Below are 25,157 nucleotides of genomic sequence, written 5' to 3'. Positions count from 1 at the left end.
CTACTTTTTAGCTAAATTCTGCTCTAATAAAGATTTCGGCATCGGTTTAACATCCCAAACGACTCCCAGGAGTTCTAAAAGTTTGATTAGATAATAAGTAATATCAATTTCCCACCATCGAAAGCCTTGACGTGCTGACGCGGGATAATGATGGTGGTTATTATGCCAACCCTCACCAAGAGTGATGAGAGCAAAGAACAAATTATTTTTACTGTTATCCTGCGTTTCATAACGTCTTGTACCATACACATGGCACAGGGAGTTAATGATTACGGTTGTGTTAAACAATGCCACCAGGGAAACGCTAAAGCCCCAGACTAACATTTCACCAATACCAGTGCCCCATTGAGGCTCATAAGTCTGGAGTATCCAACCGATTATGAAAAGAACAAAAAACAATAATGCTGGCATTAAAATGTCGTAGCGTTCAAGAAAAACCAGTTCTGGATATTGCTCCAAGTCCCTAACTCGCTCCGGATTGTAATTGTAATGCTTTTTTGTTAGAAACCAACCTACATGACTCCACCAAAACCCATGTTGAACTGGAGAATGAGCATCTTCTGGCGTATCAGACACCATATGGTGCTGCCTGTGATGTGCTGCCCACCAAAGTGGACCGCGTTGGGCTGACGTTCCTGCAACTGCTGCAAAAATGAATTGCCAAAAGCGATTGGTTTTGAACGCTTTATGAGAAAAATAACGATGATAAAACGCACCAATCGTAAACAAACGAAAAAAATACAGAATGACTGCAACACTCAAGGCAATCCAACTGAAACGTACATAAAAAACCAAAAGACAGCTAAGGTTAATCAAGATGAAAGGGATGGCTCGAGTCCAATCAATTTTATTACTTAATGGTTCGTCAGGATTATAATGATTCTCACTGACAATCCAACTGTGTATCAAACTTCCTAAAGACTTCATCAAATTAATCCCTAACTCTTCTTTAAATTAAAACGCTCACCTATTGAATAATTAATTATTTTTGGTGTGCTTTGCCTTTGAGTAAAGAGGTATATAGTCAAAACTGGGTGAGCCACTTTCCGAGCCACATTCATCGTAAGTATTATCAGCACACAGAAAAAATTCCTCTGCCCCATATTCTGCTGCCCGAGACATAGCTTCGTCAATAGAGTTGAAATGCCATAGTTCTTTTCCTTTATGAATGAACTCATCAGAATCTTTAGCGATAATTTCAACAATGTATTCATGAAGCTCGATGGGTGAGTAAATTAAAGCGATTGCTCTAGATTCACTCTTAGCCTGTTTGATTAATCCTTCGCGAGTTTGATTTGCCATGATTTATATTCCTTATAAAGGTATTTGCTAAATTATAATTGTCACTTTGCTGATGAATTGATAATTGACTAATGGTAATGCTCCTCTGTTTTACCTCTAAAAAGTGAATAGGCATAGAATGTATATGCAAGCAATATGGGTAACATAATAGCCACGCCGACCAAAATAAATGTGAGTGTCGAAGATGGAGCTGCAGCTTCCCAAATCGTAATCTGATGTGGAATCAAATAAGGATAAACACTTATAGCTATGCCAATATAAGAACACAAAAAAATGATAATACTGTAAATAAAAGGCTTGCGTTCGTTGTTAGAATTTAAAGATAAGTTTCTCCAGGTAAGATAAATTGCAAAGGCCGTAATTAAAGGAAGTGGACTTAATATTAAAAAATTGGGAAATTGATACCAGCGATTGAAGACTTCGGCGCTGTGCAATGGAGTCCAAATGCTAACAAAAATCAAAAAGAAACTTACGCTAACCAGTAACCCCCTGGCATAATGCACCATTTTTCTCTGAAGTCTGCTTCTGCTTTTGATAATCATCCATGTAGCACCAAGAAGCCCATAACCACTGATTAGGGCAACTCCGGTAAATAAGCTAAAAGGAGTTAACCAGCTGGACTGACTAATCGCCATCGTCTGAGGGTTCATTGAGAACCCCTGAACAAAACATCCTAAGATGACTCCTTGAAAAAATGCTGCTGCAATCGAACCGGTTGCAAATAGCCAATTCCATACAGGTTTCGACTTATCCGCTTTAAAACGAAACTCAAAACTAACGCCGCGGAAAATCAATGCTATCAACATGAACATGATAGGGATATAAAGAACGGGCAAAAGAGCCCCATAAACTTGAGGAAATCCTCCATATAATATGGCACCACCAAAAACCAGCCAGGTTTCATTACCATCCCATACAGGGGCAATTGAATTCATCATCTTATCTCTTTCGCTTTCACTGTTGGTAAAGGGAAATAAAATTCCAATCCCTAAATCAAAACCATCTAAAATGACATACATCATGACAATAAAAGCTAGTAATACCGCAAATATAAGTGGAAGCATTATTTTTTCTCCACATTTAGATCAGTCATATACTGAAATGCATGATGTTCGACTTGTTCTTGATCAATGACTTCAGGACCTAAACGAATGAGTTTCAATAAATAATACAGATAAAACCCAAAAACAACTCCATAAGCAATCACAAGCAGTATAAAAGAGATAATCACATCCTCAGCACTAATCGCAGAGATGGCATCATGAGTTTTTAATAACCCGTAGACCACCCAAGGTTGTCTTCCAATTTCAGCAGTGAGCCATCCGGAAATGCTGGCAATAAAACCGAGCGGTGTTAGTGCAAAACACCAATAATGAAACCATTTAGTCTCATAAATTTTGTTTTTGTAACGAAGAAACAGTCCAGCAATAGCCGTGGCGAACATCAAAAGACCGATGCCTACCATAATTCTAAATGAGAAAAATACGGGAGCAACTCTTGGTTGTTGGTCAGGTGCAACAGAGTCTAAACCCACCATTTTGCCATTCCAATCATGAGTATTAATGAAGCTTGCAAGTCTGGGAATTTCAATAGCATAGTTATTTTGTTGTTGCGTCTGAGAAGGCCAAGCAAATAATACTAATGGAGCGCCACTTTGAGTATGCCACAATCCCTCCATGGCCGCTGTTTTAAGCGGTTGATGCTCTTTAACCATGAGACCTACAACATCACCAACACCAATTTGCATAGGAACAAGAATCAAAGCCGCCCAAAGTGCAAAGGACATCGTTTTCTTTGCTGCCTCCATTGTTTTTTTGCGAAGCAAATAGTAAGAGGCGACCCCCATGATGACAAAGCAAGTGGTCACATAAGAGGCCAGAATCATATGGATAAACCGAGGTATAAATGAAGGGTTCATCACCACAGACCACCAGTTATCAACTACGTACTTTCCGCCAATTAACTCATAACCGCTAGGCGTTTGCATCCACGAATTTGCAGACATAATCCAAAATGCAGATATGGTTGTCCCCAGAGCTACCAACAAGGTTGCAATAAAATGGAATACCGGTGGTACTCTTTTCCAACCAAAAAGCATCACTCCCAGAAAACCAGCTTCAAGGAAAAAAGCGGTCAGTGTTTCATAGGCAAATAGTGCACCCAAAACGTTACCGAATTGAGTGATAAATGGTCCAAAATTTGTTCCAATTTGATAGGCAAGGACAATGCCTGAAACAACCCCCATTCCAAAGGTAAGAGCAAAAATCTTGGTCCAAAATTTACATATCTCGAGATAAACTGTTTTTTTTGATTTTAGCCAAAGAAACTCCATGATGACCAAAAAAACAGCCAAGCCTAAATTCAAGGTTGGAAATAAAATATGAAACCCTATGCTAAAACCAAACTGGGCACGTGAAAGAATTTCTACAAGCATTTCATTACTCCGCTCGTACTACTGAGTTTTGTAATGTAGTCTTTGATCAAATTAGGAACATGACCTACTGCATTTAAAATGCAGTATGACTGCATTACGTGGCTAATATAAGATTATCGTATATGCACAATAAATAATCAAATACATATCGTCTATTCTTTCAAAAAAATTATCAATAAGCTTGCTATTACAATGGTGGTTACTCCTGTGCGCATCTTAAAATAAGAAAGGTCCTCATATTTGTATTTTAACAACCAATAATCTAAGCACCAAAGAAGTAGGTAAAGGGGGACTAAAAATGCCGAATAAGGCATTGTTTTACTACTGCCCCATAGAACCCATAGCATTAGAACTATTATGACACTTGCAAAAAGGATTAGGCGGCTAGAAGAATTCGAACGTATCACATATCCCCAAAGAGTTCCGGCCATAAAACTAGCAATAAGTGTTGCATAAGAGTAAAACAATGGTTGTGTGGAACCGAGGTATGGGAGCTCGGTGATTCCTATAAGAGAGCAAAATGCAGCAATAAGAAACGGGAGGGCTCCTAAATAAGTTAAATATATAACAAGACCATTTTTTTGTACCATTGCATTTCCCTCATCCGGCTATTGACTAGTAGGAATATTATAATTCAATAATCTTGATTAAATTCCAATGACTAGATTGTTTGTCTCAATGTAACAAAAAATCTTTGTTCACATAAGTTCTGTGTTTTTCTGAGTCCCTTTAATTTATTAGCAGAACGGATTTATCTGCTATGAAATTTAATGGTTTTTCTATGAAAAATATTGAACTTTTAAACTTAATCAAGCATAGTGAATTCAATTTTCCTTTTTTGCGAAATTTCACGATGGGTCATTATTTGGTTATTGCGGCAAGCAGTGCAATAGGGCAATCGGTTACTACTTTTTTGACCAAGCGTGGCGATAAAGTATTCACCACTGCAAGGGATAACCATAAGATTCATCCAGATTTTATACTCGATGCCAGTAATTTTGATGCAGTTACCGAAGTTTTTCATAAAGTCGGCTCCATTGATGGGGTTGTCAATTGCTCAGGCTCATTACTTTTGAAGAGTGCCCACACGACAACATTTGAAGAGTTTCAAGCCAGCATTAATTCCTCTTTAACAACCGCATTTGCAACAGTTCGTGCAGCTGGTTTAATGATGAAACAAGGCGGCTCGGTTGTATTGATTTCATCAGCAGCTGCATTGGTTGGAATTGCAAATCATGAAGCAATTGCTGCAGCCAAAGCAGGGATAATCGGACTTGCTCAAGCAGCAGCTGCTACTTATGCACCCAATAACTTAAGAGTTAATGTCGTAGCGCCAGGAATGGTGAATAGCCCACTTACCGCTTCCTTATTAAATAACCCTTTGGCCTCTAATGCCTCAAAAATGATGCATGCTCTTGGACGTATAGGAACGCCAGAAGATATTGCCCAGGCAATTATGTTTTTACTTAGTCCTGAGAATAGCTGGATAACAGGGCAGGTTCTTGCAGTTGACGGGGGTTTAAGCCGTGTTCGTCCTAAGATGAAAATTTAACTAGCTTAATACAAAACAATATATGACAAATCTCTGTTTTAATTTGGCAATTCATTAAGTGAGACATTTTCTGCATTCAATGAAATCAATAGGCATTATGAGGTTGTATTAGTGCGAGTTAAAGAGGGAGGGCAACTTAAGTCACCATTTATCGCCTCGATAAAAACGTAAAGTGTATTTTAAAAACTAAATTTATACTTAGGATAGAGAGCTTAAGTGAAAGAAAAATTTGTTTGATTGGCATAATTTAAGTAAGGTAGAATCTCATTAGACCCCTCAAAATTGTTAAGGATAATTAATGAGTTATAAAATTTTAATTGCCATCGTACTAGCAAATTTATTATCAGTATCCTATGCAATTGATAATTCAGTACTACCTCCTTCTATGCCAACTGAATCAAATGAACCATTGAGTTCAGCTGATCCCTACCAATACTGTTTTAAAAATTCAACATGGATAGTTCCTCCCCAAACATTGCTAGCCTATCTCTATGATAATGCTAATTTTACTCCAGTTAGTGACCAAACGGTTTGGGTCATTTCCAGTTATAATCATGGATATTTTACTGGACAATCTTATACCAGTTTAAGTAACAGTGTCTTATCGCAAAGATATTTAATAGGCTCTGTGACTTCCGAAGGAAAAGTCTACATTACTTTTTATTCCGGGACCTCATCAAGAACGGATCTCGTCACTGGGATAGGTGATTTGCACGTAAAAAGCAGTGGTCAATGTTCTTTCATTATGCAAATGAATAGTGGACAAAACGGTGTCAGTGGTTTAATTCACTGGTCTTATATGATACCGGTTAAACCGGGTGATGTTTTTTATAATAACCTACCTGGTACCCATATGAGTGTCCCACAGTTTTTGGCACAATTTTAATAGTATCTTGAACCCTATTTGGGCTAATCGAAAATGGAGTTTCAAAAAACAGACATGAAAAAAATAGCGCTTTCTTTAATGATGACTGTTGTCAGTAGTTTTACATTTTCTGGCAGCATGGGGCCAATTAACCCAGAGCCCAATTGGACTGGATTTTATCTTGGTGCTAATGCGGGATACTGGAGTTCTCAAGACAATAAAGTTGTCACCACGGGTTCGACAAGTTATATCAATCAAACATTTCCATTAGGCGCTAGCAATATTGCAAGTGCATTAGCTCAAGTGGCTACTAACAATTTTTCGCTTCATTCCAATGGATTTTTAGGCGGAGGCCAAGTTGGCTACAATTATCAACAGAGCAAACAGGTTCTACTGGGACTCGATATCAGTTTGGATGGTTTAACTGATTCAGATCATTCCTATGCCTTGCAAAAAATGGTCAATTTAATGGACTTTGAGGAGTACTATGTAGGGGCTCTGGCTGTTAAACAAAAGATTAATTATTTGGGAACGGTGAGTGCTCGTTTAGGCTACCTGTATCATCCAACCTTTTTAATCTTCGGCACAGGAGGTTTTGCTTATGGTAATGTTGCATTGGATGCCTCTTGGACAGCTCGTGAATCATTAGGGCCAACAGTTTTTCCAGCGATCTCCATTCAAAATAACTTAAGTAAAACTCTCCCCGGCTGGACTGCTGGTGCAGGAGTGGAGTGGTTATTTAAACCCAATTGGAGTGCAAAAATTGATTACACATACTATCGTTTAAATAATTTGAACACGCCTGCTGTACTTGCTCAACGCAATGGTGCTGAAACACCCACTGTTCTTTGGGGAAGTGCAGCTGTGAGTACTGCACTTACTCCTTCTATTGGGAGTGTTAGAGTCGGGATAAATTATCATTTTACATAGATTACTGGTATAGGGTGCAGTAGAGCAGATGCTAATTGTTAGCAAAAAACAGGGTGCTAAACCAAAGGTTGTTCTTGCATCCCGATTTGCTCTTAACTATGGGTTACAATAATCACAATATTGCGGTTCAGCTGCTTGCACATCCAGTGTGCACGAGAGTTTAGCAAAAAATACTTCAGCAATTGCTTTTTCTTTCTCATGTTTTGAGGCAAGCAAAACCGACTTATTTCGATAGTCCATCATTATGCTCCAGTGATTGAGTGGAAATAATCCATTCGGGCTACATCAACATCTGAAACAAACATTACACCGGAGTTTTGTTGAAATAAAGTTTTCATTCCTAGAGCAAGGGTTGCAATCACTTCCTCCGGGGCTACGGCAAGAAACATAATCAATGAAGCCCTATCATTGAATAATATTTTTCCTTCATGAAATCCGTTATGGCCTTTACCTGATATATTTCTGAATATCGTAAATCCGGTGACTTTTGCCTCTTCCATCATCGAGCTGATGAGTTGCTCATGCTCTCCAGAGACTATGATTTCCACTTCATGCACTTCATGGGGTCACTTCATGGGGGCAGGCCTTGAATTGTGAAGAAAATGTGGAATATTTTGCTTGTATTATTTTATTGTGAGTAAAGTAGTCAAAAATTACGACTAAAGTTTTGAAAATTTACAATCCCAGGCCTTATCCCACGGCCTAGAAGTAAGAAAGATAAACTGGTTAAGCGACCCAGCGATGCTGGATTTGAAGTTAATTTAGAATTGAATAATAAAGGAATTTAAATGAAGCTTGCTTGTAATATAGATAAAACAGATCGGATAAACCGTACAATAATTGGTGCTGCATTGTGTATTGCTGCGATCCTTGAAATGGGAAAGTTTTTTTATATTACATTGGGTATTGTATTGATTATGGAAGGTATTATCGGTTGGTGCTCTATCCCTTATTTGCTTGGGAAAATAAAGTTAAAGTTCTCAAAACGATAGATTCTTTCAAAAATGTATGAATTTACTCATCGATGGGCATTTAATGCATTTAATGGGGTCAGGCCTTGAATTGTGAAGAAATTGGGGAGTGCATTATTCTAGTGTGAGTAAAATAATCAAAAAATTACGAATATAGTTTTGAAAATTCACAATTCAAGGCCTGACCCTGCGTTTCGTGCAAGCCCTGACCCCTGCGTGCTACGTGACATGACCCCGTACGTGAAGTTATCGTATGTTGATGAGATGACAATCAAAAAAAATGAGTGCCATCTCAAAGTAACTACTCTTTAGGAATTAAAACGTGATTTATGACATGAATCACGCCATTAGACGCTTTCACATCAGCTTTTATAACCTCGGAATTATTGACAAAAACTTTACCCTCTTTAACCGTAACATCAACATCTTGTCCGCTGAGTGTTTTAACCATTCCTGGTTTAATTTTATCAGAAGTAATGTCTCCATTGACGACATGATAAAGTAAAACAGCCTTCAGCTTGTCGGGACTTGCTAGAAGGGCATCTAAATCAGCTTTTGGAACACTGGCAAAAGCCTCATTGGTCGGTGCAAAAACTGTGAAGGGTCCTTTTCCCTCAAGTGCACTCACAAGTCCCGCTTTTTTAAGTAGAGAAACAAGAGTTGAAAAATCTTTGTTGCCTTCAGCAACGTTAACTATTGTATCGCTTGCACTTGCTGCGATGCTGTAGAGGGAAATGAGTGCAACTAAGAACAACTGTTTGATTAATTTCATATTAATATTCCTATGAGTTTTTTACATTATTTGAAAACTAGACTATTTACTGATTAAAGCAATTTCAAATAGTCCTTAAGTTCAGCCTAGCTTATTTAATAAATCATAAACATTTACTCTCAGTACGAATCAAATTTTATGATGTAACACCTCCTTATTGCAAAGTTTTTTCTAATACTTTTTTGTTGCTCGATGAACATTATTTTACCCGTTGACCTTACCTGTCATAGATTACCCATCAGCGATGGCGCACTCATTTTGCATTTTGATGAGCTTCAGCTTGCTGTCTTGGTATCGCTCATGATTTTTATCGACTAAAGTAATATGTCCAACCTTGCGCTTAGGTTGAGATTTTTTTTCATAATCATGATAATGGGCACCTGGTATCTCAAGGCACGCTTGGATGGGGGGCATCTTGCCAAGGCAGTTGACCAAAAAGCAATTGCTCATAAGCTCCGTAAGGCCTAAGGGTAAAGCAAAAACCGCACGTAAATGATTTTCAAACTGACTGGTTATTGCTCCTTCAATGGTTAGATGCCCAGAATTATGGACTCTTGGAGCTATTTCATTGACTATCAGTTCGCCCTTGTGGTGAAAAAATTCGATAGTTATGACGCCGACATAGCTCAAAGAATCCATAATCTTTCTGGCAATGTCTTGGGCTTTTTGCTGCAATAAATTATTTTCCAATGGGGCTTCGGACCATTGAAGGATGCCCTGATGATGTTGATTTCTTATGAGAGGATAAAATTCAATCTCTTCTTGCTGATTTCTCACCGCAATAAGCGATAGCTCCTCCTCAAAAGAAACAAACTGCTCCAAAATCAAATCACAAGACTGCATCAATTCCCAGGCTTTTGCTAAGTCAGACAGCTCACGAAGAACATACTGTCCTTTGCCATCGTAGCCTAATCGTCTTGTTTTCAAAATAGCAGAGCTATTCCAACTTATAAAGGCATCCTGCAGTTCCTTTTGCGTTTCAATCGCAGTAAAACGAGCTGTTTTTATTTTTAATGAGTTTAAAAATGATTTTTCTAAAAAGCGATCTTGAGTTATCTGCAGCGCTTTAGTAGAGGGATAAAATGGAACTTTTTTGGCAATGAACTCAGCACAGGCCAAGGGTATGTTTTCTGTTTCAAAAGTGACGCAATCGACTTCATTACAAAACGCAGTAAGTGCTTTTTCGTCATCAAATGATGCTGAAATTAGGCGAGTTAAATGGCGCACACAGGGATTAGGATCGGGTGATAAGCATAACGTACTAATTCCTAACGAGTGGGCAGCCAAGACCAGCATTTTTGCGAGTTGCCCACCCCCTAAAATACCGAGTTTCATCATGACTCCAATTGGGGTTTATTGTTATCAAGAACCTTTTGGGTTTGTTGCGCCCGGTATTGATTTAAGCGTTCGCAAATCTCCGGGTTATTGTTGGCAAGGATTGCTGCTGCTAAAAGAGCTGCATTAATTGCGCCTGCTTTACCGACTGCTAATGTACCAACCGGTATTCCTGCCGGCATTTGTACTATGGAAAGCAGGGAGTCCAATCCATCAAGTAAAGAAGAAGGTATTGGGACACCCAAAACAGGAAGTCTGGTCATTGCAGCCATCATTCCTGGAAGATGAGCCGCACCTCCAGCACCCGCGATAATAATCTGTATTCCGCGTTTTTCCGCATTTCGTGCGTAGTCATGGAGTTTGTCTGGTGTCCGATGTGCCGATACAATGTCTGCGTCAAAGGAAATCTTCAAGCCCTTTAGTGTTTTTGCGCTCTCAGAGAGTATCGGCCAATCACTTTGAGAGCCCATAATGATGCCAACTAAAGGTTTTTCTTGCATTTCAATATACTCCTAATCGGGTTACTTTTTTAAGGGTTACAATAATCACAATATTGTGGCTCAGCTGCTTCTAACCCGTCTTTCCTGGGGTGAGTCTCCCGATAATCACATTGAATGCAGCCCCAAACTTCGTGAAGGTAGAAGGAAGTCGGGGATGTGCAATCATTGCAAGGAAGACTGCCTGAGGTTTCTTTAAACCCAAAACCAGGAGCACCACAATTGGGGCAACAACATTGAATTCGATGAGCTAGTTTTTCTGCGAGTTCAGAAATCGCCTGCATCCTCAAGGGATTCATCATGGCTCTCATATCCGTTGCAAGAAAGAGTTCATTTTCTTGTTGGAAGCCAAGAGACAATGCGGTCTCGAGGGCCTCCTTGTCTCTGATTCCTTTGGCAATAACCGTTTTATCTTTGTTGGTTTGCAGGGTTAGAGCATGCTCGGGAAAACCGGCTTTTTCTAAAAATTCGTCAAGCTCTGTTTTTGGGGTTATGGTCATCATACGATAATTTGTTTTGGTTGTTGTAAATTGCTCTGCAATCACCCAATTGTTTTTGCGATCTAAAAATACCATGATTTCATGGTCGCTGGGAATAAATGGAAATGCAGGATGCGGACCAAAACTTCCTTCACTCGCAATCGCCAAATCATACCCGTAGTGCTCCGCACCACGCCTTGCTTTTAAAACGCAGGTATCATACGGAGTTAATGTCCTTGCTATCTCACCAGTAAAGGTCCCAAATTGGTCGGTATCGAAATCGTGCACATCCAGTGTGCACGAGAGTTTAGCAAAAAATACTTCAGCAATTGCTTTTTCTTTCTCATGTTTTGAGGCAAGCAAAACCGACTTATTTCGATAGTCCATCATTATGCTCCAGTGATTGAGTGGAAATAATCCATTCGGGCTACATCAACATCTGAAACAAACATTACACCGGAATTTTGTTGAAATAAAGTTTTCATTCCTAGAGCAAGGGTTGCAATCACTTCCTCCGGGGCTACGGCAAGAAACATAATCAATGAAGCCCTATCATTGAATAATATTTTTCCTTCATGAAATCCGTTATGGCCTTTACCTGATATATTTCTGAATATCGTAAATCCGGTGACTTTTGCCTCTTCCATCATCGAGCTGATGAGTTGCTCATGCTCTCCAGAGACTATGATTTCTATTTTTTTCATAGGATGGAGGTTAATACCAATATCCTTGCGTTCTTGAACTTTGATAACATTCATTTTTTTCTCCTCATTTTAGTGTGCTAAAATCCAATTGCCATCTTGATTGAGCTTATAGGCTTGACCATCACTTGGTTCAATGATGATGAGGTGAACCCATTCATTGAAGAACAATGTTTTTAAAATCGCTTGACGCGCAATGATGTTTGCTACACGTGCCTTTGGTGCATAGACTACGGTCAGTAAACGTTGCGGTTGATGGTATGGGGTTTCATCGCGACTCATCACTGATTGCAAAGGCAACCCATGCATTAAATCACTGCCATTGCCTTGCAGGATTCCCATTTTACCGGTGACATTGTGGGTGATTTTACTGCCACTTCCATAAGCAACATTATCGAGAGTTGAAAACAAATATTGCGTATTAATCCATTGCGCAACCACCATGGGTGCAGTCAGAATTGTTTCTAGGAAACTTCCTTCGGGGTCTTGTTCCCAGTCATAAGAATGTAAAAAGCATCGGCCATCAAGATTGATGTTTTTTGTTAATGACCGTGACGCCACAATAAAAGCAGCATTGCGCGCAAGCCCCCATTCAGGTCTTGTTTCAGACCAATCCTGACTTCTTCGCGTAATGTCTTTTTCTGCATGCTTTGAATTTAATTTTCTACCACGTTCTGAATTATTACTCGATTTTGCCTTCTCCAAATCAATAAGTAACTGATTGACTAATTCTGGATAAATTACTTTACTTGTATCCAGGTTATAAAGCTCAATAGAGTCGGTGGTAGTATTGTGTAGTGCGGCATAAAAAAGCGTGTCGATTGGAATGTGAATTCCTTTATCTTCCAAAGCTCTTCGAACGTCATTTTTATTGAGGATTCTGGCTAAAAGCTTGGCATTGGTTCCACCATGATTCCCGCCACAAGCACCACAATCTAGAGCAGATGCGTAGGGATTGTTTTCGGTGGTGCTTCCATGACCGCAAAGAACAATCAGTTTTGCAAAATCTGAAGTGAGCCCCATAAGTCGTAATACGGTTTCGGCATAATCAATCTGCTCACTTAAAGCGATGCCACATTCCACATTATCCTCATTTAATTCAAATGAGGGCTCTGTTTGAAGTTGAGGTACAATCAAATGATTTAATGCTTGGCTTGTTTTTTTGGTATAACTTGGGGCAAGCGATTGCAAAAGCATCTTCAGGCCACACCAAGCACCAAGTGTTTCAACCAAAGCAAAAGGCGTTGCAAAATTATATTTTAATTCTTGATAGATTTTGCCAAGGGTAGTCTTAATCGTCTTTCCCTGTTGGTGTTGCTCCATTAAAAAGCTATTTGCTGCAATTGGTTTTTCATCAACATGAAAACGTGGTTTTAATAATACAGGACAGCAGTCTTTTGTTTTACTACTCCCAAACTCCTGTACTCGAATGGGGAGGCCAAAAAAGCCAGCAAATCCTAGAGTTTCATAATTTCCCAGCTTTTCGATACCGCGTCGTATGGGTTCTGAGCGGACATCAATACAAAACACCAGTTGCGCATCTGCTCGTTGGTTCTTGGTGAACTCCTGATTAGCTTCAGGCAGCAGTGTTTTTAGCAATGCCTGCTCGTAGTTTTTTTCATTGTTTTTTATTTCTTTAAGAGCCTCCTGAACCAAATAGCCATTTTCTTCGCTTTTTTTTTCACAAGTTGCGTCAGGCCAAAGCAAACAGGTAATGATCAGACGTACCGCAAGAAAGTCAGTGAGTGTCACCGGTTGTTTGTCTGCTGTTGTGGGATTTTGCCAGTGGGTTTTCCATTTCACAAAACCCGCCCATCCCGGTAAATAAAGAAAGGTTTGGGTGATGAATTCTTCGGCTTTGTCTGCGGGTACCTGCAGTTTTTCCAGACAAAGCATAATTGCTTCTTCTGGGCAACAAGGCAAAGTCATTAACCATTGTTTTGCCTCTTTTTTATTCTGATGCAACTTTTTGTCAAAACACGCTAATTTTAAAAATCCAAAATAGAACCCTTTGTCTCGATGCGGCATTTCGATAGCACCTTGTCCAGCATCAAAAAAACCACCACACCATTTAATCATCTGCAGGTTGACGTTTTCCAAAGGACGATTGCGTGGAGCTTCATTTCGTCTAAAACCACCTTTTGCTAAGGCTTCTTCAAAACTTTGAGCTTCAAATCCATGCAAGGGGTTGCACGCGATAAATGTTTCTAATGGCCAAACCGGAGCAATACGTTGGGCTGCATTTTCGACTAAGGCCCGCACTTCAAGTCTCTTATTTTGGGTTTTGACTGAAGTATTTGTTTTTATAGGGTGCTCATTTGTTTTTTCTTTGTTCGTTATTACTCTTGCTGTGCTCATGATTACTCCTTAGGGTAATTAGTATTTATAATCAGACCGTACTGCTGTGATAGTGCTTGGTGAAGGCTGGCTTTGGTTGAACAAGTTCACGTAGAGCCTGCACCAGAAATTGGATTCTTTAATTTTTTTCATAAACCCAAGGTTAATTAGTAACCAGGGCAATACGAGTAGAGCTAAAGTACCTAGATGCAGCATTGATAGCTTGGGCAAGTAATACTGAGTTAAGTTAGGAAGAAGTAATTCAATCGCATGAATACTTGCGCCATAAACTAAACCGGCTAAGGAAGACATCAAGAGTCCAATCGCCATGTTGATGATCGACAAGCGATTGCTCAATAATGCGAGCATCAATTGCGTTCCTGCAATGAATGCAAAAACCAGTAAGAATGAGGTTGCTTGTAGAGATAGGATGGGCTTATTCGTCATAAACGCAAAACCAAGCATGCCTAAAAACCCACCAATACTTGCAATTAAAAAGATAATTGGTTTGTATGCAGACTCTCTAGGCTCGTTACTTTTTTGCGCAATGACAGAGCCCGAGCTTAGGAACAAATAGGCTTTAAACAAACCATGCCAACACAAGTGAGCTACAGCGGCGGCAAATAATCCTAGACCGCATTGCATCATCATAAATCCCATTTGCGCCAGGGTGGAGCAAGCCAGCATTTTCTTAATATCATGCTGCATAAGCTTCCAAAAAGTTCCTAAGAATGCTGAGATGGATCCTAGAATGAATACAATCATGAGTAAGTGACTCGATGCCGCAAAGAGTGGGGCAAATTTTACAATCAGTATTCCACCGCCATTTACAAGACCTGCATGCATCAGCGCAGAAACAGGGGTTGGCGAATTTAAAGAGCTAATCAGCCAGCGATGAAATGGCCAAATCGCGGATTGGGTTAATGCGGTGAGCATAATTAGCGTCATTGCAGGCACAAAAACAGAAGAACTTATAATTTCTTTCTGGTTTAAAGCCTGAATGGAAGTAGTGTCAGTGCTTAAGGTTATTAATATGAAGGAGGTTAATAAACTGATGCTCCCTGCTAATAAGCAATTTAGGGTGAGCCGACCCGAATTTCTGGCTGCAGTCCATTCGCTTTTATGAACCATTAAGACAACTAATAACAGGTTGCTTAGCGACCAGGAAAGCCAAAACAGAAAGAGGTTGTCAGCAAGAACCATAACTACAGCACTTAAGGTAATGGCTGCTAAGGTACAAAAATAACGCGAATAAAGTCGGTCGCCATCCATGTACCTTAGAGAAAACCGATGAACGATAAAGCTTACTACTAAAATTAAACTACATAATAATAGACTTAAGGTATTAAAGCTGATGAGCAAATAAGTCACCGGCATTTCTGAAAAGCTCAGATGGCTTAATAGAAAAACACCGATTATAAATCCAAGGCCGATAAAGAGACTTGCCAAGCGAGCCGCAGAGCCAGCTCTTTTCCTGTCACTAAAACAGTTAATGAGCAGTGCGTAGGCTGGACATGCCAGAAGTGCACTATATAAAAAAAGTATTATTGTATTCACAGTATTCACCATTAGAAATTGTTCTGCTAGAATGGAAATATATTAGATAAACTGATATAAGTAAAATTAATAATTTTTATGCACTTCATTAGGAGTTCTAATGAGTCTTGATACAGTGACCTTGCAATGCTTCTTGGCGGTTGCAGAAACACAAAGTTTTACAAAAGCAGCCCTTCGGGTCGGACGCACTCAATCTGCAATCAGTCAGCAGATTGCAAAACTCGAACAACTGATTGAAAAACCATTAATTCTTCGTGGGCGTGAGTTGTCTCTGACCCCTGATGGAGAGCTTTTTCTCGGCTATGCAAAGAGGATTTATGAACTTCATCGTGAATCACTTGACCGATTTAAAGCGCCAGATCTTCGTGGCGAGCTTCGTTTTGGTTTACCTGAGGATTTTGCTTCGATGATTTTATCGGAGGTACTAGTTGAGTTTTCCCGACTGCATCCCCGAGTGATGCTCAATGTTGAGTGTGATCTGACTCTTAATTTAATTGAGCGATTTAATCATGGCGATTTTGATTTGATCTTAATTAAAACCAATCAAAGAAATCAAATTGCTGAAGGCGTAGATGTGTGGAATGAGCCAGTCGATTGGGTAGCGAAAAGAGAGCTTTTGACTCAATTTAACAAAACCACACCAATTCCGCTGGTGCTTTCACCAACACCTTGTGTCTACCGTGGGAACGTAATTGGTTCTCTAGAGAAACATCACTTAAACTGGCGTCTTGTGTTTAGTAGTCCAAGTTTTGCTGGGAAAATGGCTGCGGTGCGGGCAGGTTTAGGCATTACTGCGATACAACGCAGTATGATTCCCAGCGATCTTGACCGTCTTGATGAAGATTTTTTACCAAAGTTAAGTGATATTCATGTATCTTTGTTAAAAAAGAAAGAAAATAATAAAGCGATTGAATCACTTGAGTTTTTTATACTAAAGAAATTAAAACATTAATGTCTTAAGATAAAAAGGATAATTAGAAAAGAAATGAATTCTATTAAAGATGTTTTAGACAGACCAACAGTGATATCAATTGCTCTCATCAGTCTTGTAGCAAGCCTATTAACGTTGAGCATCCCGATCGCAGCACAGACATTAATTAATCTAATTGCCTTTGGAAAATTAATGCAGCCTGTAGTTACTTTGAGCCTCATTGTTTTCATCTTGATGATGGCTCTTGGTGCCTTAAATGTTTGGCAAATAGTAATTCTCGAGGTCATTCAGCAAAAATTAATGGTAAAAATAAGTCTAAACCTTACCAATCATTTTACTCGCTTGTCCTTAGATAGTTTTTCAACGCATCATGGTCCTGAATTGGTGAATCGCTTTTTTGAAGTGGTTACCATCAAAAAATCACTTTCGAGCCTTTTGCTATATGGAGTGAATTTAGGTCTGCAACTTTTCCTGGGGTTATTACTACTACTGGTTTATCATCCGCTATTTATTATTTTTGACACTTTTATCCTTCTCAGTATCGTGTTAATTATCTTCATCCCATATCGTAAGGGATTAGATAGTGCAAAAAAGGAGTGTGCGCAAAAACACCAAGTAGGTGCCTGGCTAGAAGAACTTTTAATTAATCGATTTTTATTCCGCTTTAGTAACTACAATCACTATGCTACTTTACAGTCCGACAGGCATTTGGTGTCTTTTTTGAATGCAAGAAACACTCATTTTCGACAACTTATTAAGCACCAAATTGGTTTTTATCTCCTCTCTGCGTTTTCAAGTAGCCTCCTTTTGGGATTAGGAGGATATCTCGTTATCAAAAATCAATTGAGTTTGGGACAACTTGTAGCTGCTGAAATTGTACTTGGTGCATTAATTTATGCATTTAAAAGATTTGGTGTGCTTTTAGAAAATTATTACGATTTAGTGTCCTCAGAAAGCAAGATGGATGCAGTCCTGAACTTACCTCTTGAGGAAATCAAAAATGAGCTTCATGCTTTATTTCTACCTATGAGGACAATCGAAATAGGTATCTTTGATGAGACCAAAGTAAATGCTTCATTGGAAAAGCCATTAGTGGTTTATTCTCAAGATGCAGAATCCTGCAAATCATTTGCCGAATCACTTTTGGGTTTTGGAAAAAAATGTAACATGGACGTTTTAGTCAATCAAAGTATTTGTAATGAAGAGCATCGAACAGCACTACGTCAATACAGTTTATTGTTGCGAAAACCAGAATTGTTTGCCGGCAGCATTTATGACAATCTCGTGTTAAATCATAAAAATACATCACACAAAATTATTATTGAGCAATTTAATGAATTGGGACTCTCAAAAAAACTAATGCATCAACCTGATGGCTTAAAAACAGTTATTTATGATTGGCAAAATGAATTTACAGAATTTGAACTCATTGCCCTGATGGTTATTCGTGCTGTCCTACTGCAGCCACAATTACTCATTATTGACCGAACTTTTGATGGATTAGAGAAAGATAAAATTGACTTACTCATGACGCGATTACTGAATTTAAAAAATACCATTTTGATCTTAATCACTCAAACTCATGAGCTTAAAGAAATGACAAATTGCGTGGTGCTTCCATGAAATTACATGCCTATACCATGATTGCAAAACTCCCAAAGCCGCAAAAAATTGCCAAAATAATTTTTATTATCGCTCTAGTTATCGTTTTATTTTTAAGTTTTACTCCTTGGCAACAGTTTGCTCTTGGCGATGGCAAGGTGATCGCTTACTCCCCAACCGAAAGACTTCATACATTGAACTCCCCAATCAATGGGCGTATTAAAAAATGGTATGTCGATGAGGGGATGAGGGTAAAACCGGGCGATCTTCTAGTTGAAATTAGTGATAATGATCCGGAGTTATTAAAGCGATTGGAGTTGGAAAAGAAAGCGATAGCCCTGCGGAGAGAAGCCGCAGAACAATCAATAGTAGCGGGGAAAGCCAATTTAGTACGACAAAAAAGATTGTACGAGCAAGGAATTAATTCAAAACGTCAGTTTGAATTGGCACAAATTGAATATTCAAAATACCAAAGTGAGTTAGCACAAGCAAATATTGACATGGTCGATGTTGATGTACGAATTGCACGTCAACAGACACAACTCATAAAAGCACAAGTGGCCGGTGTTATTTTTAAACGATTGACAGGGCAAGAGAGTGTCGTCGTCAAATTAGGAGATGTTCTGGCACAAATCATTCCCGAGACTGAATCACGCGCGGTGGAGTTATGGATTGATGGCAATGATATTCCATTTGTTCGACTTCATCAAAAAGCTCGCTTACAGTTCGAAGGATGGCCTGCAATCCAATTTAGAGGTTGGCCTGAAATTGCCGTAGGTACTTTTGGAGGGACTGTTTCTTTTATAGATCCCACGGACAATGGTATAGGATTATTTCGTGCAGTTATTGTTCCTGATGAACCTTGGCCACAAACACGATTTTTACGGCAGGGTGTCCGTGTTCATGGTTGGGTTCAATTGGGGAGGGTGCCTTTATGGTACGAACTGTGGCGGCAATATAATGGTTTCCCTCCTGAAAGTACTTCAGAGAAGAGTCAGCCATGAATCGATTTTTCTCTCCTACCGGATTTAAATATCAGCTCATCCTGGGTTTTATTTGTTTACCCCTTTCGGCTTTCAGTGCGGCAAGCGAACAAAATAAATTAACCCTGGATAAAGTGCTCCGGAGTGTTTCTTATTATTATCCAAAAATTAAAATAGCACGGCTGGAAATTACCAAGGCTCAAGGCGAGCATTTGAGTGCATTGGGAAGGTTTGATCCCTCTCTCGATGCAGCCACTCGATCACAACCCCTTGGTGGCTATATTAACAATTACGGAGATACCCAGCTTACTGTTCCTACCTTCTATAACGGAGTCAAATTATTTGCAGGTTATAGAAATGGGAACGGGAACTGGCCCATTTATTATCAAAACTACTTAACGAATTCAGGAGGGGAGTATCGAGCTGGACTTTCATTTCCTTTACTCCGTGACCGAGCAATTGATAAGGAACGAACCAATTTATTGACTACCGCTGAGTCAATTGAAATGAAAAAGCACGACTCGGAGGCGATTAAAATTCAAATATACCAAGAAACAATTAAAGCGTATTGGCAATGGGTAGAAGCAGGATTGCAATTAAAAACCTTTAGACAGTTATTGAAATTAGCTCGAAAGCGACAGGTCGCAATCGAACAACAAGCAAATCAAGGTGATCTGCCTAAACTGGCAATCATTGAAAATATGCAACAAATAATCCAGAGAGAGCAATTACTTAACCAGGGAATGATGATATTTGAACAGGCCGGAATTAATTTATCTTTGTATTATAGAGATGAAAAAGGAAATCCTAAAATTCCTTTGGAAAAGAGTCTTCCTTCGCATATTTTGATGCAGCCACGTCAATTAGCACAAGGGTTATCTCAGTTAGCCCGCCATCCTTCATTAGAAAGGCTACAAAATTACTCAAGAATAATTAAGCTTAAGCGTGACTTAGCGCAAAATGAGCTACTTCCCAATTTGGATGCTACTGCATATACATTTAAGCAAAACGGCAGTGGAGGATATCCTGAATTAATTCCACAGGCAGCTTTTATAGGAGTTTCTTTCAAATTTCCTGTATTACAACGAGAAGCCAAAGGCAGATTAATTCGCACCCAAAGTGAATTGGAGCAAATAAGAGCCGAGAGAAGGTTTACGTATGAGCAGCTTAAAAATCAACTGACCAATCTTTACATTGGGATAAGAAGAATCCATAAACAAGTAGATTATTTAAAAAAAGAGTATCATTTGGCACTAAAGGTTCAACAAGGAGAGTCACAAAAATTCTATGAAGGGGACAGTACTTTGTTCCTAGTGAATCAGCGAGAACAGCTAACCACCCAGGTGCAACTGAATTGGATAAATGCTCAGGTACAACAGGAGGAGTTAAAAGATTTGGTGCGTTTCTTTTCCTCAACGGAAGTGGAAAAGTAAGATAAAAAATTTTCTTAGGAGTATTTTAACGGTTGCGGTTTAGCTTAAATTTTCAATCCTGTTTGTTCGTCAGATTTTTGTTCAGCTATTTGTCTCGCTTGCTCAGGGCATTGTTTGGCAACACCACCAATGTTGTGAGTAAACAACGCCTTAACGCCTAGGTCATTCGAATGATATTTAAAGGTAAATAAATCTCTCCTACAGCATTTTCCGTTATCGGGAATGTATAAAACTACACTTTCTTCATCCAGTTTTTCACTTTGAAGTTCTTCAATGCCATAGAGAATGCTAGTTGTATTTTTAGAATTATGCCAAGCTAATGCTTCCTTCAGTGTTTTCTCTTCTCCGCCCTTTCCTGTGCCTTTGACGTTGAAGGCTTTGGGCATACTATCGTCCCTTAAATTATCAATTACATTTGCAATTAGATAAGTCGGCAAAGTTATTGGTAAAAATGCGACTATTGCTACTATCCCAGAAAAAAGAAATCGCGGAACTTGATTAAAAATAAAATTAATCATTCCGCTTACTGCAAATAATGTTGATTCGAAACTATTAGTTTTATTTTTTCTTGATAATTCGTTATATCGCTCAGTCATAAATACGTCAAGTCTTGCAAGGGCACCAGGTATACCTAAGGTAAGGACATCAAATAAACCAAAGGAAGGATCTTCGTCCGTTACCGACATATCGCCGTTAATAACCATAAAAGAGTCAAAAAATTTGGTACCAAGCGAGGTACGTAGAGTTCGTGCATGTGGATAAATTTTAGATTCAAAAATGAAGTGTAAGGGATTTTTCATGGTTGAGGCCTTTAAGAAACGGGTATGAAAAACAGTTTACAAAGAGGAAATTAACTGAATATTAAGTAATGTTCGTAATATGCGAAGTTTATACAAATCTTAAGTGAAGAGGCTTTGATCAGACCGAATTCATTTTTAAGTCCGTTTACTGTGAAAAAACTGTGCTGCAATTGGCTGTTTCCATATGTATCGTAATAAAAATGCAGATACATGATTTTGAGTCGGCCTTCAATAAGGGCTGGGTAAAATCCCAGCCCTCTTTATTTTACAAACCATAATAATCTGAAATTGTTCTACTCATTTCTGGGGAAAAATCAGGCCAATGATCTTTATCAAAACCTGGGGAATTTTCCAATCGTTCTTTATCTATATTTAAAATAAAACAATCTTCATCAGGATTATAAGTAAAAGCATTCCATGGAATTGCGAAATATTTATTACCAAAATTCATGAAGCCTCCAAAATCAAGAACTAGATAAGTAACTTTTCCAGAAAGCTTATCAATTACCATTTCAGCGACTTCTCCTAAATCTTCCAGTGCGTTGTTTTTAACTGCAACACCTACAACCTCTCCAGAACGAACATTTGAATTAGCCATTTTATTTCATCCTTGTTTGATAATTTAAAGATTAAGCAGCTACCGTATCTTTAGTTGCTGCTCTCCATTTACTCTCATTACTAAGGGATATAATCGATTGTAACGCTACCCATCTAGCTGTTATTACTTTTATTCGATATCAAATAGTTAGTAAGATTCCTGGGTAATCAATACTCTTTTTTAAATTCTTCTATTAAAGCTTAATAAGGAAAGTCTGTTTGTCAAATCACTTTGTTTAATTAATTTACAATGAATAGCCAAATGCAAGCTCAAAATTTAAACTGGGTGAACTTTATCTTTATGGATTGCCTTTGTGTATAATGCATCCCTATGTTTACCACCAGAGAACTCACATTTGGATCACGAGAATCAAACACCATACGCGCAGCTGGATCCAAATGCCATTTTGGATGCAATTGAAAGCACAGGTTTTATTTGCACAGGCAGCCTGATTGCACTGAATAGCTATGAAAACCGAGTTTACCAAATCGGATTAGAAAATGCTGAGCCCCTCATTGCTAAGTTTTATAGGCCTAATCGTTGGAGTTCTGCAGCTATTTTAGAAGAACATCAGTTTTCTCTTGAATTAGCACAACATGAAATTCCCATTATTGCCCCCCTTATGATAAAGGATCAAACCCTGCATCATCATCATGAATTCCGATTTGCACTCTTTCCTAGACGCGGAGGCCATGCACTTGAACTAGATAATAGTGAGCAGCTGGAATGGATGGGCCGTTTTTTAGGTCGCTTACACCGAGTAGGTGCCTGCCAAGCATTCAATCACCGCATTCAATTAAATGTGCAAAATTATGGGCATGATCCTTACAACTTTCTTATTGACCAAAATTTTATCCCAGATTATTTAGTCACCAATTTTTGCAACACTGTAGAAAGGGTACTCCACAAAATTAAACAGGTTTTTGAAGCCATTGGAAATGTTTCTTCACTACGCTTACACGGTGATTGCCATGCAGGAAATGTGTTATGGAGTGAATCAGGTCCTCATATCGTTGATTTAGATGATTGCCTGATGGGACCGGCGATACAGGATATTTGGATGTTGCTTTCTGGTGAAACGGATCAAATGAATTTACAATTGGACAAGATTTTACAAGGTTATTGTGAATTTCATGATTTTAAGCCGCATGAACGTCATTTAATCGAACCTTTACGGACGCTGCGTATGTTGCATTATTCAGGATGGCTTGCAAAACGCTGGAACGACCCAGCTTTTCCGGTAAGTTTCCCATGGTTTAACACGCCTGTATATTGGCAAAATCTGTTGGTGAACCTTATCGAACAGGAGGAATTACTAGACCAGATCGAACCCTTAGTTTGAGCAATGGAAAGTCTTGAACCACTCAAATAAAATGAGTCTTTATAGGGCAAGATAATTAAAATTTAAACTTTGCACCACATGATCATTTGGTATAATCAACCACCAACGAGCATTATGAGTAAAGAAATTGGCAATATCTAAAACTAATAAAACCATCATTTCGAATTTTTTTAAAAATTATAACGAACTTTCGGGTTGGCGACGATGGATATTCCCAATCAAATTTACACAGCCAACCAATGAAAAGAATGCCTTTATTATTTGTAATTTTTTATTAAGTAGCTGGTTTTCATCTTTTTGGCGCTCCGTATTCCCTTTTTTGGACACTTTTGCTAAAAGTGATTTGCATCGATCCAACCAAATTATAGGGAATTTTGATTTATTTAATGAAAACAATTTTAATGTGATAGCCGCACATGAAAATCCCTATGATCTTTGGGATGCCCTATCGACCATTGGAATTTCGTATAAAGAAAAATTGGATGACCAATATACCCATAATGTAGTCTTTCTTACTGGCCACAGAGCACAGGCTAATTTTGAACGAATAGCAAATCATAAAAATCCGAATGAACTTCTTGATTCCTTTGTAGCGTTTCTTTCTTATAGTGAGATTTCAACGATTTATGCTTCAAGTCAAAATTCAAAAGAAACCCTTCAAGCCGATCTTGATGCCATTGCAAGCAGTGAATATAATCCGAGACAAGTTGGGAAAGCGCTCCATCTACTCTATTGTTCGCAAAAGAAAATAGACCAAGCTGATCGTACTTTGATCGCAGAAAAACCTTCTAGAGATAGTGTACAGGCTCTTTGTTTTGCCCGACAAGCGGGTTTATTAGAAGGACCGTTAGCTCAGGATATTCGTGATCTGATAAAAACAAGTCACAATCCTCTCGTTGCTATTTCAGTTGTTCATACCCTCCAACTCGAAGGTTTATTAGATGAACGGATGGGTAAGGAAATTTGTGCCGGGAATGCCCTTATGTACTCTCCAAAAGAAATTCCTTTAGCTCTCAACGCTTTACACGGCCTCTCACTATCCTCCATAGAAAATAATCGTAAGCTGCTTATTGCATGCAATGCTCCCAAAAAGTTTATCGATCTCCTAAATTGCCTTCAAGAAAACAACCTTTTAAATGCACCTCTTGCCCAAAGAAATTTTGATCTTGCTGTTGGAAAAGTACATTTTGAAGCATTTCACTCCATGGTTTCCAGCCTTCATTCAGCTGATCTATTGAGGGAGGAACAAGGACAGGAAAATTATGAAAAAATTGCGCAATGTGACGAATCTCTGGCGCCTTTGTTCAAACTATTAAATCAAAGTAATCTATTAAACCAAGAATCTTTTGATCGTATTATTCACCACCAAAAATGCTTAAGACTCAATATTTGGCAAAAAATTCCGCCGGATACTTTTGAAAAAGACCATCTTCTCAATATTCTTAGGATTTGTGATAATGATTCCCAAGGTCAGTTATCTAAGATGTCCGCTTGCATAAAATACATTAACGCAAATGTTCTGAAGAAAAACAGAAAGCCTGAAGAGCCCACTTTCAGTGATAATACAAATGATTTAGTCGCTAGTACATCGCTCCAAAATTTTTAATAGAATTTTAGGTTAGCCATGTTAGAGAATGAGGGATACATGGCTTTTTAAATTTTTGTAAACTATTGAGCGATTTCCTAATTTATCCATTTATTCAATAATTATCCCTCCATTTAAATACCGCGTACAC

General features: G+C 38.7%; 26 protein-coding genes. 10 read left to right on the top strand and 16 right to left on the bottom strand.

What is annotated here, in order from left to right:
- From ACWTE2_RS23630 to ACWTE2_RS23610, 5 genes are all read right to left on the bottom strand, one after another.
- Positions 1 to 927: an acyl-CoA desaturase gene (locus ACWTE2_RS23630; RefSeq protein ID WP_454784669.1), complete on the bottom strand. Its 927-nt coding sequence runs from the start codon at positions 925 to 927 to the stop codon at positions 1 to 3.
- Between the two features lie 51 nt (positions 928 to 978).
- Positions 979 to 1,302: a hypothetical protein gene (locus ACWTE2_RS23625; protein ID WP_454784668.1), complete on the bottom strand. Its 324-nt coding sequence runs from the start codon at positions 1,300 to 1,302 to the stop codon at positions 979 to 981.
- 68 nt (positions 1,303 to 1,370) lie between these two features.
- Entirely contained in the window at positions 1,371 to 2,366 is a 996-nt protein-coding gene (gene cydB, locus ACWTE2_RS23620) for a cytochrome d ubiquinol oxidase subunit II (RefSeq protein WP_454784667.1), read from the bottom strand.
- Positions 2,366 to 3,736 carry a cytochrome ubiquinol oxidase subunit I gene (locus ACWTE2_RS23615; RefSeq protein ID WP_454784666.1) on the bottom strand — a complete coding sequence of 457 codons (1,371 nt, stop codon included), beginning with the start codon at positions 3,734 to 3,736 and terminating at the stop codon, positions 2,366 to 2,368. Before ACWTE2_RS23615 ends, cydB begins: the two co-directional genes overlap by 1 nt.
- 152 nt (positions 3,737 to 3,888) lie before the next feature.
- A complete protein-coding gene (locus tag ACWTE2_RS23610) occupies positions 3,889 to 4,326 on the bottom strand; it encodes a DUF3429 domain-containing protein (RefSeq protein WP_454784665.1) in 438 nt (145 codons plus the stop codon).
- Between the two features lie 263 nt (positions 4,327 to 4,589).
- Between ACWTE2_RS23610 and ACWTE2_RS23605 the strand changes: the two genes are divergently transcribed.
- The 3 genes from ACWTE2_RS23605 to ACWTE2_RS23595 all read left to right on the top strand — a co-directional run bounded on the left by ACWTE2_RS23605 (position 4,590) and on the right by ACWTE2_RS23595 (position 7,083).
- Entirely contained in the window at positions 4,590 to 5,288 is a 699-nt protein-coding gene (locus ACWTE2_RS23605; RefSeq protein ID WP_454785018.1) for an SDR family NAD(P)-dependent oxidoreductase, read from the top strand.
- A 298-nt stretch (positions 5,289 to 5,586) separates the two neighbouring features.
- Complete coding sequence (locus ACWTE2_RS23600; RefSeq protein WP_454784664.1) at positions 5,587 to 6,174, top strand: hypothetical protein; 588 nt, start codon at positions 5,587 to 5,589, stop codon at positions 6,172 to 6,174.
- Positions 6,175 to 6,207: 33 nt separating this feature from the next.
- Positions 6,208 to 7,083 carry an outer membrane protein gene (locus ACWTE2_RS23595; RefSeq protein ID WP_483099544.1) on the top strand — a complete coding sequence of 292 codons (876 nt, stop codon included), beginning with the start codon at positions 6,208 to 6,210 and terminating at the stop codon, positions 7,081 to 7,083.
- Positions 7,084 to 7,179: 96 nt separating this feature from the next.
- Here ACWTE2_RS23595 and ACWTE2_RS23590 read toward each other — a convergent pair whose 3' ends face one another.
- Together ACWTE2_RS23590 and ACWTE2_RS23585 are read right to left on the bottom strand one after the other, a co-directional pair.
- A complete protein-coding gene (locus ACWTE2_RS23590) occupies positions 7,180 to 7,326 on the bottom strand; it encodes a hypothetical protein (protein WP_454784662.1) in 147 nt (48 codons plus the stop codon).
- Positions 7,326 to 7,631 (bottom strand): P-II family nitrogen regulator, encoded by a 306-nt coding sequence (locus tag ACWTE2_RS23585; protein WP_454784661.1) that lies wholly within the window; start codon positions 7,629 to 7,631, stop codon positions 7,326 to 7,328. Before ACWTE2_RS23585 ends, ACWTE2_RS23590 begins: the two co-directional genes overlap by 1 nt.
- A 240-nt stretch (positions 7,632 to 7,871) precedes the next feature.
- Between ACWTE2_RS23585 and ACWTE2_RS23580 the strand changes: the two genes are divergently transcribed.
- On the top strand, positions 7,872 to 8,075 hold the full coding sequence (locus ACWTE2_RS23580) for a YgaP family membrane protein (protein WP_454784660.1): 204 nt from the start codon (positions 7,872 to 7,874) through the stop codon (positions 8,073 to 8,075).
- Between the two features lie 280 nt (positions 8,076 to 8,355).
- On the opposite strand, the gene ACWTE2_RS23575 is transcribed toward ACWTE2_RS23580, so the two are convergent.
- The 7 genes from ACWTE2_RS23575 to ACWTE2_RS23545 all read right to left on the bottom strand — a co-directional run bounded on the left by ACWTE2_RS23575 (position 8,356) and on the right by ACWTE2_RS23545 (position 15,732).
- Complete coding sequence (locus ACWTE2_RS23575; protein ID WP_454784659.1) at positions 8,356 to 8,826, bottom strand: fasciclin domain-containing protein; 471 nt, start codon at positions 8,824 to 8,826, stop codon at positions 8,356 to 8,358.
- A 231-nt stretch (positions 8,827 to 9,057) separates the two neighbouring features.
- On the bottom strand, positions 9,058 to 10,164 hold the full coding sequence (locus tag ACWTE2_RS23570; RefSeq protein ID WP_454784658.1) for a 5-(carboxyamino)imidazole ribonucleotide synthase: 1,107 nt from the start codon (positions 10,162 to 10,164) through the stop codon (positions 9,058 to 9,060).
- Positions 10,161 to 10,661, bottom strand: coding sequence for a 5-(carboxyamino)imidazole ribonucleotide mutase (gene purE / locus ACWTE2_RS23565; RefSeq protein ID WP_454784657.1), 501 nt, complete (start codon positions 10,659 to 10,661; stop codon positions 10,161 to 10,163). Before purE ends, ACWTE2_RS23570 begins: the two co-directional genes overlap by 4 nt.
- 29 nt (positions 10,662 to 10,690) lie before the next feature.
- Positions 10,691 to 11,527: a DUF6671 family protein gene (locus ACWTE2_RS23560; protein WP_454784656.1), complete on the bottom strand. Its 837-nt coding sequence runs from the start codon at positions 11,525 to 11,527 to the stop codon at positions 10,691 to 10,693.
- Entirely contained in the window at positions 11,527 to 11,895 is a 369-nt protein-coding gene (locus ACWTE2_RS23555) for a P-II family nitrogen regulator (RefSeq protein ID WP_182391901.1), read from the bottom strand. Before ACWTE2_RS23555 ends, ACWTE2_RS23560 begins: the two co-directional genes overlap by 1 nt.
- Before the next feature lie 15 nt (positions 11,896 to 11,910).
- Complete coding sequence (locus ACWTE2_RS23550) at positions 11,911 to 14,196, bottom strand: DUF2309 domain-containing protein (RefSeq protein WP_454784655.1); 2,286 nt, start codon at positions 14,194 to 14,196, stop codon at positions 11,911 to 11,913.
- A gap of 18 nt (positions 14,197 to 14,214) precedes the next feature.
- Positions 14,215 to 15,732, bottom strand: coding sequence for a proton-conducting transporter transmembrane domain-containing protein (locus tag ACWTE2_RS23545; RefSeq protein WP_454784654.1), 1,518 nt, complete (start codon positions 15,730 to 15,732; stop codon positions 14,215 to 14,217).
- A 100-nt stretch (positions 15,733 to 15,832) separates the two neighbouring features.
- Here ACWTE2_RS23545 and ACWTE2_RS23540 point away from each other — a divergent pair, with 100 nt between their 5' ends.
- Genes ACWTE2_RS23540 through ACWTE2_RS23525 form a run of 4 tightly spaced genes read left to right on the top strand, consistent with a single transcriptional unit; the run spans position 15,833 to position 20,681 of the window.
- Positions 15,833 to 16,684, top strand: a complete 852-nt coding sequence (locus ACWTE2_RS23540; protein ID WP_182391898.1) for a LysR substrate-binding domain-containing protein — start codon at positions 15,833 to 15,835, stop codon at positions 16,682 to 16,684.
- Positions 16,685 to 16,717: 33 nt separating this feature from the next.
- Positions 16,718 to 18,286, top strand: a complete 1,569-nt coding sequence (locus tag ACWTE2_RS23535) for an ABC transporter transmembrane domain-containing protein (RefSeq protein WP_454784653.1) — start codon at positions 16,718 to 16,720, stop codon at positions 18,284 to 18,286.
- Positions 18,283 to 19,269 carry an HlyD family secretion protein gene (locus ACWTE2_RS23530; protein WP_454784652.1) on the top strand — a complete coding sequence of 329 codons (987 nt, stop codon included), beginning with the start codon at positions 18,283 to 18,285 and terminating at the stop codon, positions 19,267 to 19,269. The genes ACWTE2_RS23535 and ACWTE2_RS23530 overlap by 4 nt, the downstream gene beginning before the upstream one ends.
- Positions 19,266 to 20,681 (top strand): TolC family protein, encoded by a 1,416-nt coding sequence (locus tag ACWTE2_RS23525; protein WP_454784651.1) that lies wholly within the window; start codon positions 19,266 to 19,268, stop codon positions 20,679 to 20,681. The genes ACWTE2_RS23530 and ACWTE2_RS23525 overlap by 4 nt, the downstream gene beginning before the upstream one ends.
- Before the next feature lie 44 nt (positions 20,682 to 20,725).
- Here ACWTE2_RS23525 and ACWTE2_RS23520 read toward each other — a convergent pair whose 3' ends face one another.
- Together ACWTE2_RS23520 and ACWTE2_RS23515 are read right to left on the bottom strand one after the other, a co-directional pair.
- Entirely contained in the window at positions 20,726 to 21,481 is a 756-nt protein-coding gene (locus ACWTE2_RS23520; protein ID WP_454784650.1) for a hypothetical protein, read from the bottom strand.
- A 265-nt stretch (positions 21,482 to 21,746) separates the two neighbouring features.
- Positions 21,747 to 22,079, bottom strand: a complete 333-nt coding sequence (locus tag ACWTE2_RS23515) for a PRC-barrel domain-containing protein (protein WP_454784649.1) — start codon at positions 22,077 to 22,079, stop codon at positions 21,747 to 21,749.
- Between the two features lie 355 nt (positions 22,080 to 22,434).
- Here ACWTE2_RS23515 and ACWTE2_RS23510 point away from each other — a divergent pair, with 355 nt between their 5' ends.
- The gene (locus ACWTE2_RS23510; protein ID WP_454785017.1) at positions 22,435 to 23,421 is read left to right on the top strand and encodes a serine/threonine protein kinase; all 987 of its coding nucleotides are present in this window, start codon (positions 22,435 to 22,437) and stop codon (positions 23,419 to 23,421) included.
- Positions 23,422 to 23,548: 127 nt separating this feature from the next.
- A complete protein-coding gene (locus tag ACWTE2_RS23505; RefSeq protein WP_454784648.1) occupies positions 23,549 to 25,027 on the top strand; it encodes a hypothetical protein in 1,479 nt (492 codons plus the stop codon).
- Positions 25,028 to 25,157 lie beyond the last annotated feature (130 nt).

This window comes from Legionella nigrisilvae (assembly GCF_977063395.2).
The sequence above is the reverse complement of the archived record's forward strand: the minus strand, read 5'-3'. Positions and strand labels throughout refer to the sequence as shown.

Bases quoted from the DNA above. Each gene is read 5' to 3' on its own strand.
- ACWTE2_RS23630 (WP_454784669.1), bottom strand. From the start codon at position 927: ATGAAGTCTTTAGGAAGTTTGATACACAGTTGGATTGTCAGTGAGAAT.
- ACWTE2_RS23625 (WP_454784668.1), bottom strand. From the start codon at position 1,302: ATGGCAAATCAAACTCGCGAAGGATTAATCAAACAGGCTAAGAGTGAA.
- cydB (WP_454784667.1), bottom strand. From the start codon at position 2,366: ATGCTTCCACTTATATTTGCGGTATTACTAGCTTTTATTGTCATGATG.
- ACWTE2_RS23615 (WP_454784666.1), bottom strand. From the start codon at position 3,736: ATGCTTGTAGAAATTCTTTCACGTGCCCAGTTTGGTTTTAGCATAGGG.
- ACWTE2_RS23610 (WP_454784665.1), bottom strand. From the start codon at position 4,326: ATGGTACAAAAAAATGGTCTTGTTATATATTTAACTTATTTAGGAGCC.
- ACWTE2_RS23605 (WP_454785018.1), top strand. From the start codon at position 4,590: ATGGGTCATTATTTGGTTATTGCGGCAAGCAGTGCAATAGGGCAATCG.
- ACWTE2_RS23600 (WP_454784664.1), top strand. From the start codon at position 5,587: ATGAGTTATAAAATTTTAATTGCCATCGTACTAGCAAATTTATTATCA.
- ACWTE2_RS23595 (WP_483099544.1), top strand. From the start codon at position 6,208: ATGGAGTTTCAAAAAACAGACATGAAAAAAATAGCGCTTTCTTTAATG.
- ACWTE2_RS23590 (WP_454784662.1), bottom strand. From the start codon at position 7,326: ATGATGGACTATCGAAATAAGTCGGTTTTGCTTGCCTCAAAACATGAG.
- ACWTE2_RS23580 (WP_454784660.1), top strand. From the start codon at position 7,872: ATGAAGCTTGCTTGTAATATAGATAAAACAGATCGGATAAACCGTACA.
- ACWTE2_RS23575 (WP_454784659.1), bottom strand. From the start codon at position 8,826: ATGAAATTAATCAAACAGTTGTTCTTAGTTGCACTCATTTCCCTCTAC.
- ACWTE2_RS23570 (WP_454784658.1), bottom strand. From the start codon at position 10,164: ATGATGAAACTCGGTATTTTAGGGGGTGGGCAACTCGCAAAAATGCTG.
- purE (WP_454784657.1), bottom strand. From the start codon at position 10,661: ATGCAAGAAAAACCTTTAGTTGGCATCATTATGGGCTCTCAAAGTGAT.
- ACWTE2_RS23560 (WP_454784656.1), bottom strand. From the start codon at position 11,527: ATGATGGACTATCGAAATAAGTCGGTTTTGCTTGCCTCAAAACATGAG.
- ACWTE2_RS23555 (WP_182391901.1), bottom strand. From the start codon at position 11,895: ATGAATGTTATCAAAGTTCAAGAACGCAAGGATATTGGTATTAACCTC.
- ACWTE2_RS23550 (WP_454784655.1), bottom strand. From the start codon at position 14,196: ATGAGCACAGCAAGAGTAATAACGAACAAAGAAAAAACAAATGAGCAC.
- ACWTE2_RS23540 (WP_182391898.1), top strand. From the start codon at position 15,833: ATGAGTCTTGATACAGTGACCTTGCAATGCTTCTTGGCGGTTGCAGAA.
- ACWTE2_RS23535 (WP_454784653.1), top strand. From the start codon at position 16,718: ATGAATTCTATTAAAGATGTTTTAGACAGACCAACAGTGATATCAATT.
- ACWTE2_RS23530 (WP_454784652.1), top strand. From the start codon at position 18,283: ATGAAATTACATGCCTATACCATGATTGCAAAACTCCCAAAGCCGCAA.
- ACWTE2_RS23525 (WP_454784651.1), top strand. From the start codon at position 19,266: ATGAATCGATTTTTCTCTCCTACCGGATTTAAATATCAGCTCATCCTG.
- ACWTE2_RS23520 (WP_454784650.1), bottom strand. From the start codon at position 21,481: ATGAAAAATCCCTTACACTTCATTTTTGAATCTAAAATTTATCCACAT.
- ACWTE2_RS23515 (WP_454784649.1), bottom strand. From the start codon at position 22,079: ATGGCTAATTCAAATGTTCGTTCTGGAGAGGTTGTAGGTGTTGCAGTT.